General features: G+C 67.4%; 13 protein-coding genes and 1 riboswitch. Of the genes, 8 read left to right on the top strand and 5 right to left on the bottom strand.

The annotated features are described in order from the left end of the window. Positions 1–31: 31 nt before the first annotated feature. The gene (metF, locus tag PV764_RS10310) at positions 32–859 is read right to left on the bottom strand and encodes a methylenetetrahydrofolate reductase [NAD(P)H] (protein WP_019182475.1); all 828 of its coding nucleotides are present in this window, start codon (positions 857–859) and stop codon (positions 32–34) included. Between the two features lie 124 nt (positions 860–983). Here metF and PV764_RS10305 point away from each other — a divergent pair, with 124 nt between their 5' ends. From PV764_RS10305 to PV764_RS10285, 5 genes are all read left to right on the top strand, one after another. Further along, positions 984–1,874 (top strand): TIGR01777 family oxidoreductase, encoded by an 891-nt coding sequence (locus PV764_RS10305; RefSeq protein WP_019182474.1) that lies wholly within the window; start codon positions 984–986, stop codon positions 1,872–1,874. 120 nt (positions 1,875–1,994) lie between these two features. Then, positions 1,995–2,915 (top strand): alpha/beta fold hydrolase, encoded by a 921-nt coding sequence (locus PV764_RS10300; protein ID WP_421116557.1) that lies wholly within the window; start codon positions 1,995–1,997, stop codon positions 2,913–2,915. Between the two features lie 17 nt (positions 2,916–2,932). Next, complete coding sequence (locus tag PV764_RS10295; protein ID WP_421116660.1) at positions 2,933–4,006, top strand: sensor histidine kinase; 1,074 nt, start codon at positions 2,933–2,935, stop codon at positions 4,004–4,006. Further along, on the top strand, positions 4,003–4,743 hold the full coding sequence (locus PV764_RS10290) for a LytR/AlgR family response regulator transcription factor (RefSeq protein ID WP_019182471.1): 741 nt from the start codon (positions 4,003–4,005) through the stop codon (positions 4,741–4,743). The genes PV764_RS10295 and PV764_RS10290 overlap by 4 nt, the downstream gene beginning before the upstream one ends. 54 nt (positions 4,744–4,797) lie before the next feature. Continuing rightward, positions 4,798–5,355 (top strand): DUF3228 family protein, encoded by a 558-nt coding sequence (locus tag PV764_RS10285; RefSeq protein ID WP_421116556.1) that lies wholly within the window; start codon positions 4,798–4,800, stop codon positions 5,353–5,355. Positions 5,356–5,526: 171 nt separating this feature from the next. Here the strand turns inward: PV764_RS10285 and PV764_RS10280 are convergent, their stop codons facing one another. Together PV764_RS10280 and ybaK are read right to left on the bottom strand one after the other, a co-directional pair. Beyond that, positions 5,527–6,042, bottom strand: coding sequence for a hypothetical protein (locus PV764_RS10280; RefSeq protein WP_421116555.1), 516 nt, complete (start codon positions 6,040–6,042; stop codon positions 5,527–5,529). After that, positions 6,042–6,515: a Cys-tRNA(Pro) deacylase gene (gene ybaK, locus PV764_RS10275; protein WP_421116554.1), complete on the bottom strand. Its 474-nt coding sequence runs from the start codon at positions 6,513–6,515 to the stop codon at positions 6,042–6,044. Before ybaK ends, PV764_RS10280 begins: the two co-directional genes overlap by 1 nt. Positions 6,516–6,532: 17 nt before the next feature. On the opposite strand from ybaK, the gene PV764_RS10270 reads away from it, so the two are divergent. Beyond that, the gene (locus PV764_RS10270) at positions 6,533–7,435 is read left to right on the top strand and encodes a tetratricopeptide repeat protein (protein ID WP_421116553.1); all 903 of its coding nucleotides are present in this window, start codon (positions 6,533–6,535) and stop codon (positions 7,433–7,435) included. A gap of 73 nt (positions 7,436–7,508) precedes the next feature. On the opposite strand, the gene ahcY is transcribed toward PV764_RS10270, so the two are convergent. Beyond that, on the bottom strand, positions 7,509–8,954 hold the full coding sequence (ahcY, locus tag PV764_RS10265) for an adenosylhomocysteinase (protein ID WP_046273657.1): 1,446 nt from the start codon (positions 8,952–8,954) through the stop codon (positions 7,509–7,511). Positions 8,955–8,989: 35 nt separating this feature from the next. Further along, positions 8,990–9,078, bottom strand: a riboswitch (S-adenosyl-L-homocysteine riboswitch). A 126-nt stretch (positions 9,079–9,204) separates the two neighbouring features. On the opposite strand from ahcY, the gene PV764_RS10260 reads away from it, so the two are divergent. Then, on the top strand, positions 9,205–11,739 hold the full coding sequence (locus PV764_RS10260) for an alpha/beta hydrolase family protein (protein ID WP_070426635.1): 2,535 nt from the start codon (positions 9,205–9,207) through the stop codon (positions 11,737–11,739). Positions 11,740–12,050: 311 nt separating this feature from the next. Then, complete coding sequence (gene ppc, locus PV764_RS10255; RefSeq protein ID WP_019182464.1) at positions 12,051–14,762, top strand: phosphoenolpyruvate carboxylase; 2,712 nt, start codon at positions 12,051–12,053, stop codon at positions 14,760–14,762. Positions 14,763–14,803: 41 nt separating this feature from the next. Here the strand turns inward: ppc and PV764_RS10250 are convergent, their stop codons facing one another. After that, positions 14,804–15,322 (bottom strand): acyl-CoA thioesterase, encoded by a 519-nt coding sequence (locus PV764_RS10250; protein ID WP_026069660.1) that lies wholly within the window; start codon positions 15,320–15,322, stop codon positions 14,804–14,806. Between the last annotated feature and the right edge of the window lie 62 nt (positions 15,323–15,384).

Genomic DNA, 15,384 nt, shown 5'->3' with positions numbered 1-15,384 from the left:
CGGCGTTATCTGCAAGCGATGCGCAACCGCCTCAGCTGCGCAGCAGTTTCAGCACCTGGGTGGTCGGCTTGGCCAGGTTGAGCGTGTAGAAGTGCAGGCCCGGGGCGCCGCCGGCGACCAGGCGTTCGCACAGGCTGGCCACCACCTCGGCACCGAACGCGCGGACCGATTCGGCATCGTCGCCATAGGCCTGCATGCGTTTGCCGATCCAGCGCGGGATTTCCGCACCGCACTGCTCGGAGAAGCGGCGCAGCTGGCTGAAATTGGAGATCGGCATGATGCCCGGCACGATCGGCACGGTCACGCCCAGCGCGCGCACGGCATCGACGAAGTGGAAGTACGCGTCGGCGTTGAAGAAGTACTGGGTGATCGCCGCATCGGCGCCGGCGTCGATCTTGGTCTTGAAGTGCTTCAGGTCGAGCAGGGCGTCGCTGGCCTGCGGATGGGTCTCCGGATACGCGCCCACTTCAATGCGGAACGCATCGCCATGCTCGGCACGGATGAAACTGATCAGTTCGGAGGCATAGCGCAGATCGCCGGGATGGCCCATGCCGGAGGGCAGGTCACCGCGCAGGGCGACGATCCGCCGGCAGCCGATCGCGCGGTACAGCTTGAGCAGCTCGCGGATCTCCTCGCGGCTGCCACCGACGCAGGACAGGTGCGGGGCGGCTTCGAAACCATGGTGCTGCTTGAGGTGGCGCACGGTTTCGGAGGTATAGCTGAGGGTGGAGCCGCCGGCACCGAACGTACAGGACACGTACTCCGGCGCGAACGCCTTCAGCTTGGCCGCGGTCCGGTCCAGCTGGGCACGCTGGTCGTCGGTCTTGGGCGGGTAGAACTCGAAGCTGATGGCGGTCATGGGCGGGGCGCGTCGGCGGGTGTGGCTCAATCATATCTCTTCATCGAGATGAATGTGAAGTGCGTCGATGCGCCGTGCACGCCGCGCCGGGTACAGTGAGCGCTGATCTTCCGGAGCAATCGCCATGCAGATTCTCGTGACCGGTGGCACCGGCTTCATCGGCAGCCGCCTGTGCGCGCGCCTGCTGGCCGAGGGCCATGACCCCATCGTGTTGACCCGCCGGCCCGGGCGGAACCCGCAGCCGGGGATCCGCAGCGTTGCCACGCTGGACGAGGTCGGCCCGGTCCAGGCGGTGGTCAACCTGGCCGGCGAGCCGCTGATGGATGGCCGTTGGAGCGATGCGCGCAAGCAGGCGCTGCGCGACTCCCGGATCGGCACCACCCAGGCGCTGCTCGCCTGGATCGCTGCGCTGCCCGAACGGCCCCGGGTGCTGGTGTCCGGTTCGGCGATCGGCTGGTACGGCCCGCGTGACAGCACACCCCTGGATGAAACCGCCTCGCCCGGGCATGACTTCGCGGCGATGCTGTGCCGGCAATGGGAGGCGGAGGCCCTGAAGGCGGAAGACCTCGGCGTGCGTACCTGCGTGCTGCGAACCGGCATCGTGCTCGACCGGGACGGCGGGGCCCTGCTCAAGATGCTGCCCCCGTTCCGGATGGGCGTGGGCGGCCCGATGGGCGACGGCCGGCAGTGGATGAGCTGGATCCACCGTGAGGACCTGGTCGGCATGATCCTGTGGCTGCTGGGCAACGGGCAGGCGCGCGGTGCCTACAATGGGACCGCGCCGGGTACCGTCACCAACCGCGTGTTCGCCACCACGCTGGGCGAAGCGCTGCATCGTCCTGCGCGGCTGACCACCCCGGCCTTCGCGCTCAAGGTGGCGTTCGGCGAGATGGCCGGGCTGCTGTTGACCGGGCAGAACGTGCAGCCGGTACACGCGCTGGCCGAAGGCTTCACGTTCCAGTACCCCTCGCTGCCGGGCGCCCTGCAGGCGATCGTGGGCGCGCCGGAGCGCTGAGGTCGCATTTCCATCCCCGCCTGGCGACCGCTCATGGCCCGCTGCGGCCGCTGCTCATGTCATCGCCCCGGCCGTGCCTGCATGCGGCAGTCTGCAGGCTTACCCCAGCCGGAGCCTGCCATGTCGACCCGCCGCAACCGCCGCATCCACTCCCTTGCGCCATTGGCCGCACTCGCGCTCACCGCCTGGGCCACCTTGGTCAGCCCCGCCCACGCAGCGACCGAAGCGTTTCAGGATCTGCAGTTCGAGGTGATCGGCACCGGCCGGCCGGTGCTCATGATCCCCGGCCTCAACAGCGGCGCGCAGGTCTGGCGCGAGACCTGCGCCGCGCTGCAGCCGCAGGTGCAATGCCACCTGATCCAGCTGCCCGGCTTCGCCGGTGCGCCCGCCGTGGCCAGCGATGATTTCCTCAGCGCCATGCGGGACCGCCTGCTGGCCTACAGCGCCGACCGCAAGCTCGATCATCCGGCGGTGATCGGCCACAGCCTCGGCGGCGTCCTGGCCCTGCAGATGGCGATCGCGGCGCCGCAGAAGATCGGCCCACTGGTGATCGTCGATGCCTTGCCCTACTTCGGCGCGGTGCAGAACCCGGCGGCGACACCGGCTACGCTCAAGCCGATGGCCGAGCAGATGCGGGCCGGCATGCTCGCCGCCGACGCCACCCGGTACGCGGCGCAGACCGATGCCGCGGTGGCCGGGATGGCGCATGCACCAGAACGTGTTGCAACGTTGAAGCAATGGGGACGCGACAGTGACCGCGCCACCACCGCCAACGCGATGTATTCGATGACCATGACCGACCTGCGCCAGCCGATCGCCGGCATCACCGCCCCGGTGATGGTGCTAGGTGCCTGGGCGGCTTACCAGCCGTTCGGTGCGACCGAAGCCAGCACGCGCCAGGTGTTCGCGACGCAGTACGCCGCGCTGCCCGGGGTGCGGATCGAGATGAGCCGCGCCGGCTACCACTTCCTGATGTGGGATGATCCGCGCTGGCTGCAGACGCAGGTCCGGGACTTCCTCGATCTGCCTGCGGCGCCCTGATCGATAGCGGCATGGAGATGATGAGCACGACGCAGGCAGCACGCAGTTCCGGCTTCTGGTGGCGCAACAGCGCGGTCTGGCTGGTCTACCTTGGGGTGAGCCTGGTGCTCGGGTTTTCCTATGGAGGCCACTGGTCCGGCATCGTCCTGATCTCGCTGATGGTGTCGCTTTGCTTGTGGGTGGGCAGCGCGTTCATCCGCCGCTGGGCGCTTGGCCATGACTGGTTGCAGCGCGATCTGCTTGGGTTGACGTGGCGGCTGCTGCTCGCGGTGGTGATCGTGGCAGCGGCTACCCAGGTGCTCACCGCCGCTGTGCTACTGCCCGCTTTGGCCTGGGACTGGGTGCAGCTGCCGGGGCAACGTGCTAACTATCGCCCGGCCGCTGTCTTCGGCTACTGGTTCAATACCGCCATCGTCCTGAGCGTGTGGTGCGCACTGTGGACCGGCCGCCGCGCGCTGCAGCGGGCCCGGCACAGTGAAATGGCACAGCTGCGCGCCGAAGCACAGCGGGCAACGCTGGAGCACCAGGCACTGCGTGCGCGGCTCAATCCCCACTTCGTGTTCAACGCGCTCAACAACCTGCGTGCACTGATCAATGAAGACCCGGCGCGCGCACGCGACATGGTCACCCATCTGTCCAGCACGCTGCGCCACGCCCTGGTGCATACCGATGGCGATTGGGTCACCGTGGCCGAGGAGTGGCGCGTGGTGCAGGACTACCTCGCGGTGGAGGCGATCCACTACGAAGACCGCCTGCGGGTGCGCACCGATAGCGACCCCGCCGCGCTGTCCGCACGGCTGCCGCCGATGGCCCTGCAGCTGCTGGTGGAAAACGCGATCAAACACGGCATCGCGGTCCACCCGGGCGGTGGCGAGCTGACGATCCGCGTGCAGCTCGATGGCGGCTGGCTGCGGGTGGAGGTGGACAATCCCGCCCCGCACGACGCCAGCAGCGCAGGCCACGGTATCGGGTTGACGTATCTGCGCGCCCAGCTCGGCTTGGACGAGTCGCGTTCCGCATCCGGCCGCGGCACGTTCCTGCTGGAGCGTCAGGGTGAGCGCATGATGGCCCGATTGCAGGTGCGGCAATGAGCCCCTCCCTGCGCGTGCTGATCGTGGACGATGCGCGGCTGGCGCGCAGTGAACTGCGCACGCTGCTGGCGGCGATCCCGTGGGTGGACTGTGTCGGTGAGGCGGACGATGTACCCGCCGCGCGCGATGCGATCCTGCGCGAGCAGCCCGACCTGGTGCTGCTGGATGTGCAGATGCCCTCGGGTGAGGGGTTCGATGTGCTGGATGGACTGGAGACCGTGCCGATGGTGGTGTTCGTCACCGCCTACGACCAGTACGCCGTGCGCGCCTTCGACACCAATGCGCTCGATTATCTGGTCAAGCCGGTGGAGGCCGACCGCCTTCGGGCGGCGCTGGAACGCGGCCGGGCGCGCCTCCCGGTGCCGGCCGCGCCTGTAGCGCCGCACGCCACGCGTGACCTGCTGGGCGCCGACGATCAGGTGTTCCTGCGCGATGGCGAGCGCTGCTGGTTCGTGGCACTGGGCGAGATCCGCAAGATCGTGGTCGACGGCAACCATGCCCGGCTCTGGTTCCGTGACCAGAACGCGGTGCTGGCACGCAGCCTCAGTACCCTGGAAGCACGACTGTCGCCGGCGATGTTCTTCCGCGCCAACCGCAACACCCTGGTCAACCTGCGCCGCGTGCGGGCGATCGAACCGTCGCTCGGCGATGGCTACGACCTGACCCTCGACGACGGCAGCCAGGTCGAGGTCTCGCGGCGACAGGCGCGCGAGCTGCGTGAGCGGTTGGCGCTGTAGGGCACGCGCCGCACACGCTACCCTGTGCGGGATCTCCATCGCCTGACTGTGCCCATGTCCATCGTCCTCACTGCATTCGCCCGTCCCCGCCTGTTCCCCCGCGTGCCGCGCGGCAACACCATCCAGGACTGCAGCGCCGAGCAGTTCGAACAGCACCTCAACACGCACGCGCCGTTCAAGGTGCTCGATGGCTACGCGCCGTTCTGCAAGCTGCATGTGTACGAAAACTGGACCTCCACGCGCTGCCTGACCGTGCCGATCACCGAGGCCAACCGTCACCAGCTGCGCAGTGGTTATGAAGCGCGCAACCGCGAGGAGCTGCCGGTGCTGGTGCGCTGGTTCGAAGGCGTGGAATCCCCGCGCGCGAACTACCTGGTGGTGATCCTGTACAGCGCCGAGCAGCTGGCCAAAGAGGGCTCACCCATCGATGCGGAGTGGGGCATCGTGGGCTGCATCTACACCGCCGAGCCGGAGGAAGTGCCGATGGCCCCGATCACCATGATGCGCAATGCGCTGGGCGTGGAAGAAGGCGGCTCGGGTGTGCCGCTGGATCGCGAGGCGTATCAGCGCGCGGTGACGTTCTGGGACCGCAACGCCAACTGGCGTCCCTGAGGCGCCCAGGCTCGCTGCACGCCTCCCCTGTAGAGCCACCCCATGGATGGCTGCACGCGGACCGGGGCGAACGCAGCCATGCATGGCGTGGCTCTGCAGGTCCATGAAGCGTCCGGCTGGATGCCCATGCGCAGTAGCGTCGCGCCAGTACGATGTGCAGCGGCGATGCAATCACGCATGCGTTGGGGTTCCCTCCACGGTGGGACGCGTCAGTTTCCACTCCCACCACGGGTAGTGATACTCGCGGTCGGTGGCCAACCAGTGCGTTGCGCAGTCCACGCAGGTGACGGCATGCGCCTCGCCCCAGCCGTCCTCGGCTTCCCCCACGGCATCGATGACCACATGCCCGCGCGTGGCCTCGCAACGCGGATCGAAGAACGGGTAGTGCGGGTAAAGCGCACACAGGCAGCCGGCCCGGTCCCGCCAGAAGCGCAGCCGGCGCAGGGCGAACTGCAGGTGATGGTTGTTGGCGAAGAGGGCGCCACCCAGCGCGATGTCCGCGGTGGCGCGCTCGATCCGTTCGACCCACGGCGAAAGCGCGTCCAGTTCGGCCGGATCACGGAGCTGGGCGATGGCGCAGGCTGCGCTGTAGATGCGGTCAGGCTCGGATGACAGCAGCGCCTGCAGGTGCTGCGCGCCAGGTCCCTCAGTGGGGGCGACTGAGTCCCGGTTGAAAGGCCAGCGCATCACCGGGCCTTGCCGATGGCGGCATAGCATCCGCCGGTGAGCCGCAGCAGATCGGCCGGTGCCAGCGCCACCTCCAGCCCACGCCTACCCGCACTGACATGCACGGTCGCCAAGGCCTGCGCGCTGGCATCAAGAAAGGTGCGGTGCTTTTTCTTCTGCCCCAGTGGGCTGATCCCGCCGACCAGGTAACCGGTCGCGCGCTGCGCCGCTTCGGCGTTGGCCATCCCGCACTTCCGGCAGCCGGCCGCGGCGGCGAGTGCCTTGAGGTCCAAGGTGCCGCTCACCGGCACGATCGCCACCAGCAGCTCATGTGTCTCGGTGTTTGCCAGCAAGGTCTTGAACACCTGGGCCGGATCCAGTCCGAGCTGCTGCACGGCCTCGCCACCGTAGGATTCGGCGGCGGCGTCATGGTGATAGGACAGCACGGTGTGCGCGATGCCGGAGGTCTTCAGCAGGTTGATGGCGGGGGTCATGGCGGCATCGTAACCCGGTGCGTACCGGCTGCCTTGACCGAGGCTACTGTGGTCGCTGCGATAATGGTGGCGTTCCCGTCTGGAAAGATCCCATGCGCCTCTCTGGCCAATTCAACGCGCTCACCTTCGACAGTGACGTGGCGCGTGGACCGTATCCCCCTCAGGGGTTTGTATCGATCGCAGAAGGCGCGCTCGGCAACGGCGATTGTTTCGGGCTGTACTGGCCGTTGGGGCGTGAGGGAGATGCGCCCTTCGTCTGCGAGATGTTCCATGACGAATGGCGTATGGAACTGCGCCATTCCTCGGTGCAGGTGTTTTCGCACTGGCTGGAGCTGAACGAAGGCGAGTATGGCGAGCTTGAGGTCGAAGATCCCGGTTCGCCAACCGCGCAGTTGCAGCAGGCGCGCGCGCAGGTGCTGGCGGGGCAGGTCGAGCAGGCGGTTGAACTGCTGCGTGCAGCGTGCACCGCCTTCCCGGAGCTTCAGCAGGGCTGGGCGCTGCTGGCAAGCCAGTACATGCGGCAGGGGCAGCGCGATGCGGCGATCGATGCAGCGCGCTCGGCCGTGATTGCCAACTGGGCGTTTGGCATTCCCGAGGCCGGTGTGCTGCGCATTCTGCGCGCTGCCCCGGCCAGCACTGACCCGGTGATCGCGTTGGTGCAGCGGATGGGCTTCGCCTTTGGCGGGGCCAAGACCAATCCGGATTACGCGCTGATGCAGGCCTGCATCGATGACTGCTGGGCGGCCGGTGACGTGCTGACCGCGCTGCGACTGTCGCAGAACCGCTGCTACGTGCTTGCGGGCGAAACGGTGTCTTTCCAGGAACGGGAAGGGTTCACGCTGTCGCGCTGGCAAGCCGAATTCGCCGCGCAGTGCCAGGCCGTCCTGAACGACGACCGCAGGTGTTTCGGCCAGGATTGAAGGGCCTTCCGCCACGAAAACGGGCGCCTTTCGGCGCCCGTCTGTGTTCAACGCAACTGGACCGGCAGGCCGATCAGTAGCGGTAATGCTCCGGCTTGAACGGACCGTCCACCGGCACGCCGATGTAATCGGCCTGTTCCTGGCTCAGGGTGGTCAGCTTCACGCCGATCTTTTCCAGGTGCAGACGCGCCACTTCCTCGTCCAGCTTCTTCGGCAGCAGGTACACCTTCTTCTCGTAGCTGTCCTTGTTCGCCCACAGGTCGATCTGTGCGAGCGTCTGGTTGGCGAACGAGTTGGACATCACGAAGCTCGGGTGGCCGGTGGCGCAGCCCAGGTTCACCAGGCGGCCTTCGGCCAGCAGGAAGATCGCGTTGCCGTTCGGGAAGACGTACTTGTCCACCTGCGGCTTGATGTTGATGTGCTGCACGCCCGGGAAGCCGACCAGCGCATCGACCTGGATCTCGTTGTCGAAGTGGCCGATGTTGCAGACGATGGCCTGGTCCTTCATCGCGCTCAGGTGCTCGATGCGGATGATGTCCTTGTTGCCGGTGGTGGTGACGTACAGGTCGGCACGGCCCAGGGTGGATTCGATGGTGTTGACCTCGAAGCCTTCCATCGCGGCCTGCAGGGCGCAGATCGGGTCGATCTCGGTGACCACCACGCGCGCGCCGTAGGCACGCAGCGAAGCGGCGCAGCCCTTGCCCACGTCACCGTAGCCGCAGACCACGGCGACCTTGCCGGCCAGCATCACGTCCATCGCGCGCTTGAGGCCATCGGCCAGCGACTCGCGGCAGCCGTACAGGTTGTCGAACTTGCTCTTGGTGACCGAGTCGTTGACGTTGATCGCCGGGATCAGCAGGGTGCCGGCCTGGGCCAGCTGGTACAGGCGATGCACGCCGGTGGTGGTCTCTTCGGAGACGCCCTTCCAGTCCTTGACCACGCGGCCCCAGTAACCCGGGCGCTCGGTGGCCACGCGCTTGAGCAGGTTCTTGATGACCTGCTCTTCGTGCGAGGCGGCCTTTTCATTGACCCAGTTGCTGCCGTTTTCGAGCTCGTAGCCCTTGTGGATCAGCAGGGTCACGTCGCCGCCATCGTCCACCACCAGCTCCGGGCCGGTCAGGGTGCCGTCGGGCAGGGTGAAGGTCAGCGCGTCCAGGGTGCAGTCCCAGTATTCCTCCAGCGACTCACCCTTCCAGGCGAACACCGGGGTGCCGGACTTGGCGATCGCGGCGGCAGCGTGGTCCTGGGTCGAGAAGATGTTGCACGAGGCCCAGCGCACGTCGGCGCCGATGTCCTTCAGGGTCTCGATCAGCACCGCGGTCTGGATGGTCATGTGCAGCGAGCCGGTCACCCGCACGCCCTTCAGCGGCAGGGTGGCGGCGTGCTTGCGGCGGATCGACATCAGGCCCGGCATTTCATGCTCGGCGATGTCCAGCTCCTTGCGGCCCCAATCGGCCAGGGAGATGTCGGCAATCTTGTAATCGCCTTCGGTGGAGAAGGTCTTGGCAACAGCGTTCATTCAAAGCTCCGGTGTAATGACGAGTCGGTACTCGTGTTCGCCGGGCGCCGTTGGAACCAATCCTGGCCACCGAGCCTGGCCGCCCCCGGAAAGGTCCGGAACGGTCGCAGCGCCCCTCGGTGGAGGGTCGCCCATTATATCGCGGCCCGCTGCGTTGGCATGAATCGGTCCCCGCCCCCAACCATCGGCAGGGGGGCGATCGGCGCCCGGCTGTTAAGGTCGGGGGTTTGTATCAGCATAGGGACGGAACATGACACGCAACCATGGTCGACGCGCACCGCAATGGCGCCATACCTTGATCCTCGGCCTGGCCCTGCTGGCGGTGCCGCCGTTGGCGCTGGCCGCCGCGCCGGCCGCGAAGACCTCCGCGCAGGCCGTGGCCGCCGCCAAGGGTGACCCGAGCGGCTATGAGCTGCCCTCGCCGGCGCTGCAGGCGGTGGTCGACGCGCCGCGTGCCCCGACCCTGAGTCTGTCCCCGCGCCGCGACCTGGCCGCGCTGCTGCAGACCCCGCCGCTGCCGTCGATCAACGACGTCGCCCAGCCCGAACTGAAGCTGGCCGGCCTGCGCATCAACCCGGCCACGCATTCGGCCAGCCGCTTCAGCTTCGCCGACAAGCTGTGGCTGATGAACGTGGCCGATGGCAAGGAGCGCCAGATCAGCGGGCTGCCGCAGCCGTTGTCGATCGCCACCTTTGCGTGGTCGCCGGACCAGAAGTACATCGCCTTCAACCAGGTGCATGCGGCCACCAACACCAATGAACTGTGGATCGTTGATGTGGACGCCGGTTCGGCGCGGCGCCTGGTCGGCGATCTGAACACGGTGATGGGCGATGGCTACAGCTGGCAGCCCGACAGCCGGGGCCTGCTGGTGATGCAGCAGCTCAAGGGCCAGGGGCCGGCACCGTCCGCCGGCGGCATTCCGACCGGCCCGGCGATCCAGCAGACCGAGGCCGACGCCGGCGTCCGCACCATCCGCACCTACCAGGACATGCTCAAGAACGAGGCCGATGCCCGCCTCTTCGATTATTACGCCAGCGCGCAGCCGGCCAAGGTCGCGCTCAACGGCGTGACCACGCCGCTCTCCACGGGCGGGGTGTACTGGGACGTCACGCTCTCCCCGGATGGCCGTTACCTGCTCAGTGAACGGGTGGTGCGTCCGTATTCCTATCTGGTGCCGGCCAGCGCATTCGCGCGTCGCATCGAAGTGCTGTCCGCCGTGGACGGCAAGCTGGAGCACACCGTAGCCAACCTGCCGTTGAAGGAAGGCCTGCCGACCGGCAACGATGCGGTGGCCACCGGCGTGCGCCGGATCGACTGGCGCGCCGATGCCCCGGCGACCCTGGTCTGGGCCGAGGCGCAGGATGGCGGCGACCCGAACCGCGAGGCCAAGGTGCGCGATGCCGTGCTGATGCAGGCCGCCCCCTTCGACAAGCCGCCGGTGACCCTGGCGCAGCTGGGCAGCCGCTATGCCGGCATCCAGTGGGGCCGTGGCGATCTGGCGCTGCTCAACGAATCGTGGTGGAAGAACCGCGAGGTCAAGCAGTGGCGGATCGCGCCCGACCAGCCGGAGAAGGCAGCTGAACTGTTGTCCGCACGTTCCTCGCAGGACCGCTACAACGATCCCGGTCGCCCGGGCCTGGTGCGCGACGTCAACGGGCGCGCGCGCCTGCAGGTGAGTGCCGATGGCCGCAGCATCTTCCTGTACGGGCTGGGCGCTTCGCCGGAAGGCGATCGTCCGTTCGTGGATCGCTTCGATCTGGACAGCAAGCAGACCACGCGCCTGTTCCACTCGCAGGCCCCGTCCTATGCCGCGCCGGTGGCGCTGCTCGACCAGGAAGGCACCTCGCTGCTGTTGACCCGTGAATCGCCCGATGAGCCGGCCAACTTCTACGTGCAGTCGCTGGGTGATGCCACGGCTGCACCGAAGGCGCTGACCCACTTCCAGCACCCGCTGCCGCAGCTGCGTGGGGTGAGCAAGGAGCAGATCCGCTACAAGCGCAACGACGGCGTCGACCTGACCGCCACGCTGATGCTGCCGCCGGGTTACAACGCGAAGAAGGACGGTCCGTTGCCGCTGCTGATGTGGGCCTACCCGGGGGAGTTCAAGACCGCCGAAGCCGCCAGCCAGGTCACCGATTCGCCGTACCGCTTCAACGCGATCAGCTACTGGGGTCCGCAGGCGTTCCTGGCCAAGGGCTACGCGGTGCTGGTCAGCCCGTCGATGCCGATCATCGGTGAGGGCGACAAGGAGCCGAACGACACCTACCTGCCGCAGCTGATCGCCAATGCCGAGGCCGCCGTGAATGAAGTGGTGCGGCGTGGCGTGACCGACCGCGAGCACATCGCGATCGGTGGCCACTCCTACGGTGCGTTCATGACCGCCAACCTGCTCGCGCATACCCGCCTGTTCAAGGCCGGCATCGCGCGCAGCGGCGCCTACAACCGCACGCTGACCCCGTTCGGCTTCCAGGCCGAAGAGCGCAACTACTGGCAGGCGCAGGACGTCTACCAGAAGATGTCGCCGTTCAACTACGCCGACAAGATCAAGGACCCGATCCTCTTCATCCATGGCGTGGACGACAACAACTCCGGCACGTTCCCGATCCAGAGCGAGCGCATGTTCGCCGCGGTGAAGGGGCTGGGCGGTACCTCGCGGCTGGTGATGCTGCCCAATGAATCGCACGCTTACCGGGCACGCGAATCGATCATGACCATGCTGGCCGAGAGCGAGCGCTGGCTGGAGCAGACCGTGGGCGAGGGCAAGCCAGTGAAGAAGAAGCGCTGAAACAACCGATGTGTACCGGCCGTTGGCCGGTACCTCGCGATGAAGGTGACCGGTAGTGCCGGCCGCTGGCCGGCTCCCCGCGATGCACGCGACCGGTAGTGCCGGCCGCTGGCCGGCTCCTCGGAATGCACGCGATCGGTAGTGCCGGCCGCTGGCCGGCTCCTCGCGATGCCCGCACTGGCACCTGTCAGATCTGCATGGAGCCGGCCAGCGGCCGGCACTACCAGATGTAACTATTTGCGCGACGCAGCAACGACGCGATTGTGGGTTAGGCTTGAGCGGATTCCGTTCCCGAGGCCAGTGCGTCGCAGATGAACGAGTACCGTAGCAGCATCGTTTTTGCCACTCCCGATATTCCCCTGCGCGACGATGTACGCCGACTCGGCGCACTGGTCGGCGACCTGCTCGCCGAGCAGGTCTCCACGCAGTTTTTCGATGATGTGGAACAGGTGCGTACACGCGCCATCGCCCGCCGCGAAAGCGACGCCCCCCTGTCCGATCTCAACGATGCGCTGACCGGCCTGCCACCGGCACGCGCCGAAGCGATGGTGCGTGCGTTCAGTACCTATTTCCAGGTGGTGAACATCGCCGAGCGGGTGCACCGCATCCGCCGCCGCCGCGACTACCAGCGCGCCGGTACCGCCACGCCGCAGCCCGATGGCCTGCAGGACGCACTGGTCAACCTCAAGGCACAGGGCGTCACCCTGGACGAACTGGCCGAGTGGCTGCCGCGCATCGACATCGAGCCGGTGTTCACCGCGCACCCGACCGAGGCGGTCCGCCGCGCGCTGCTGGAGAAAGAGCAGTTGATGGTGGCCAGCCTGGTCGACAACCTCGACGGCCAGCGCACGCCGGGCGAAGCGGCCGCTGACGCCGCGCGTTTCCGCATGGCGCTGACCGCCTCGTGGCAGACCACCGATTCCTCGCCCGTGCGCCCGACCGTGGAAGACGAGCGCGAGCATGTCGGCTTCTATCTGGTGCAGGTGCTGTACCGGGTGATTCCGGTGCTGTACGAATCGCTGCAGCAGGCACTGCTGGATACCTATGGCCAGGAACTGCCGCTGCCGCGCCTGCTGCGCTTCGGCACGTGGGTGGGCGGCGACATGGATGGCAATCCGAACGTGGATGCCGGCACCATCCGCAACACCTTGGATGCGCAGCGCCAGGCCGTGCTCGGCCGCTACCAGAAAGACCTGCTGCAGTTGGCCAGCCTGCTCAGCCAGTCCACCGAGCGCGTGGCGGTCAGTGATGAACTGCAGGCCCGCGTGGACCATTACAAGGCGTTGCTGCCCAAGGTCACCTCGCGCCCGCGTCATGCCGACATGCCCTATCGCCTGCTCAACGACCGCATGCGCGCGCGGGTACAGGCGACGATGGACGATGCGGAAGGCGCCTACGCGTCGCCGCAGGAGCTGACCGACGACATCGAGCTGATCCTGCGCAGCCTGCACGAGAACAAGGGCGACCATGCCGGCGGCTTCGCGGTGCGTCGCCTGCTGTGGCGGGTGCGCACCTTCGGCTTCCATCTGGCGCGCCTGGACGTGCGTCAGGAATCGAGCGTGCATGGTCGCGCGCTGGCCAGCGTGCTGGATGGGCAGGAGGCCTGGGACGCCGCCGATGCGGTCACGCGCGCGGCACGGCTGGCCCCGTTCGCCAGTGGCGAGCAGGCGCTGCCGGTGAGCAACGAAGAGGGCGGTGAGCGCCTGGACGCGGTGTTCGCGGCGCTGGCCGATGCCCATCACCGGCATGGGGCCGATGCACTGGGCAGTTACATCATCTCGATGGCGCATGACCGCAGCGATGTCCTCGCCGTGCTCGCCTTGGCACGTCGTGGCGGCCTGGTGGATGACGCCGGTGCGGTGCCGCTCGACATCGCCCCGTTGTTTGAAACCGTGGACGATCTCAAGCGCGGTACCGACACGCTGCGCGATCTGCTGGCCGATCCGGTCTACCGCACGCACCTGGCCTCGCGCGGCGATGTGCAGATGGTGATGCTCGGCTACTCGGACAGCGGCAAGGATGGGGGCATCGCGGCGTCGCGCTGGGGCCTTCAGCGCGCCCAGGTAGAACTGTTGGAGGTCGCTGCCGAGAACGACATCCGCCTGACCTTCTTCCACGGCCGCGGCGGCTCGATCAGCCGCGGTGGCGGCAAGACCACGCACGCCGTGGATGCCTCGCCACGTGGCAGCATCGACGGCCGCCTGCGCGTGACCGAGCAGGGCGAAGTGATCCACCGCAAGTACGGCATCCGTGCGCTGGCGCTGCGCTCGCTGGAGCAGTCCACCGGTGCGGTGCTGCGCTCCAGCCTGCGCCCGCGTGCACCGGAACCGCGCGAGGAACAGTGGCGCCCGGTGATGGACCTGATCGCGCAGAAGAGTGCGGAGGCCTACCGTGCCTTCGTCGGCCAGAAAGACTTCATGCAGTACTTCCGCCTGGCCACGCCGATCGATGTGATCGAGCGGATGACGTTGGGCTCACGGCCCTCGCGCCGGTTGGGCGAAGATGCCGCGTTGAGCAACCTGCGCGCGATTCCGTGGGTGTTCGCCTGGAGCCAGGCGCGTGCCGTGATTCCGGGCTGGTATGGCGTGGGTAGCGGCCTGCAGGCGGCGATCGATGCCGGCCACGAGGACATCCTGAAAGAAATGGCGCGCGACTGGCCGTTCTTCAGCACCTTCCTGGATGACATCGCGATGGTGCTGTCCAAGGGCGACCTGACCATCGCCGAGCAGTTCTCGCAGCTGTCTGGTGCGTTGCATGGCCGTTTCTTCCCGCAGATCCAGCGTGAGCTGGAGCTCACCGCGCAGTGGATCCTGGCGCTGACCGGGCAGGATGCACTGCTTCAGCACGATCAGCGCCTGGCGCTGTCGATCCGCCTGCGCAATCCCTACATCGATCCGATCAGCGTGCTGCAGGTGGACCTGCTGCGCCGCTGGCGTGAAAGCGGTGGCGAAGACGATGACGTGCTGCGCGCGCTGGTGGCCTGCGTGAACGGTGTTTCGCAGGGCGTACAGAACACCGGGTAGGCCATGAAGGGGGAGTGCCGGCCGCTGGCCGGCAGCGCTTCTCAGACCCGCTCGACCAGATCACCTGGTGCAGGCGGATTGGATGCCAGCAGCTCCAGGTGGCGCTGCTCCATCTCCTCGCGCAGCTGGCGGCGGATCAACGCGGCGGCATGCCGGCGGCGTTCGTCGGCGGTCTCCAGCACGAGCGGCGGCACCGGGGTCGGCTTGCCCTCGTCATCCACCGCGACCATGGTGAAGAAGCAGCTGTTGGCGTGGCGCACGCTGCGCTTGAGGATGTCCTCGGCCACCACCTTGACCCCGATCTCCATCGAGGAGGTGCCGGTGTAGTTCACCGAGGCCAGGAAGGTGACCAGCTCGCCGACCGCGATCGGCTGGCGGAACATCACCTGGTCCACCGAAAGGGTGACCACGTAGCTGCCGGCATAGCGGCTGGCGCAGGCGTAGGCAACCTGGTCGAGCAGGCGCAGCACCGCACCGCCGTGCACCTTGCCGGAGAAGTTGGCCATGTCCGGCGACATCAGCACCGTCATGGAGAGCTGGTTGGATTTGAATTCGGGCATGGCAAGAGTGTAGCGCCGCTTGACCCATTGGTAGAGCCGACCGTTGGTCGGCTGTTCGTGCG

Source organism: Stenotrophomonas sp. AS1, assembly GCF_048957655.1.
Classification (GTDB): domain Bacteria; phylum Pseudomonadota; class Gammaproteobacteria; order Xanthomonadales; family Xanthomonadaceae; genus Stenotrophomonas; species Stenotrophomonas bentonitica_A.
This window is presented reverse-complemented; position numbering and strand designations above follow the sequence as displayed.

What these genes read in the sequence shown, in the direction of transcription:
- metF (WP_019182475.1), bottom strand. Translation starts at nt 859, where the DNA reads ATGACCGCCATCAGCTTCGAGTTCTACCCGCCCAAGACCGACGACCAG.
- PV764_RS10305 (WP_019182474.1), top strand. Translation starts at nt 984, where the DNA reads ATGCAGATTCTCGTGACCGGTGGCACCGGCTTCATCGGCAGCCGCCTG.
- PV764_RS10300 (WP_421116557.1), top strand. Translation starts at nt 1,995, where the DNA reads ATGTCGACCCGCCGCAACCGCCGCATCCACTCCCTTGCGCCATTGGCC.
- PV764_RS10295 (WP_421116660.1), top strand. Translation starts at nt 2,933, where the DNA reads ATGATGAGCACGACGCAGGCAGCACGCAGTTCCGGCTTCTGGTGGCGC.
- PV764_RS10290 (WP_019182471.1), top strand. Translation starts at nt 4,003, where the DNA reads ATGAGCCCCTCCCTGCGCGTGCTGATCGTGGACGATGCGCGGCTGGCG.
- PV764_RS10285 (WP_421116556.1), top strand. Translation starts at nt 4,798, where the DNA reads ATGTCCATCGTCCTCACTGCATTCGCCCGTCCCCGCCTGTTCCCCCGC.
- PV764_RS10280 (WP_421116555.1), bottom strand. Translation starts at nt 6,042, where the DNA reads ATGCGCTGGCCTTTCAACCGGGACTCAGTCGCCCCCACTGAGGGACCT.
- ybaK (WP_421116554.1), bottom strand. Translation starts at nt 6,515, where the DNA reads ATGACCCCCGCCATCAACCTGCTGAAGACCTCCGGCATCGCGCACACC.
- ahcY (WP_046273657.1), bottom strand. Translation starts at nt 8,954, where the DNA reads ATGAACGCTGTTGCCAAGACCTTCTCCACCGAAGGCGATTACAAGATT.
- PV764_RS10260 (WP_070426635.1), top strand. Translation starts at nt 9,205, where the DNA reads ATGACACGCAACCATGGTCGACGCGCACCGCAATGGCGCCATACCTTG.
- ppc (WP_019182464.1), top strand. Translation starts at nt 12,051, where the DNA reads ATGAACGAGTACCGTAGCAGCATCGTTTTTGCCACTCCCGATATTCCC.
- PV764_RS10250 (WP_026069660.1), bottom strand. Translation starts at nt 15,322, where the DNA reads ATGCCCGAATTCAAATCCAACCAGCTCTCCATGACGGTGCTGATGTCG.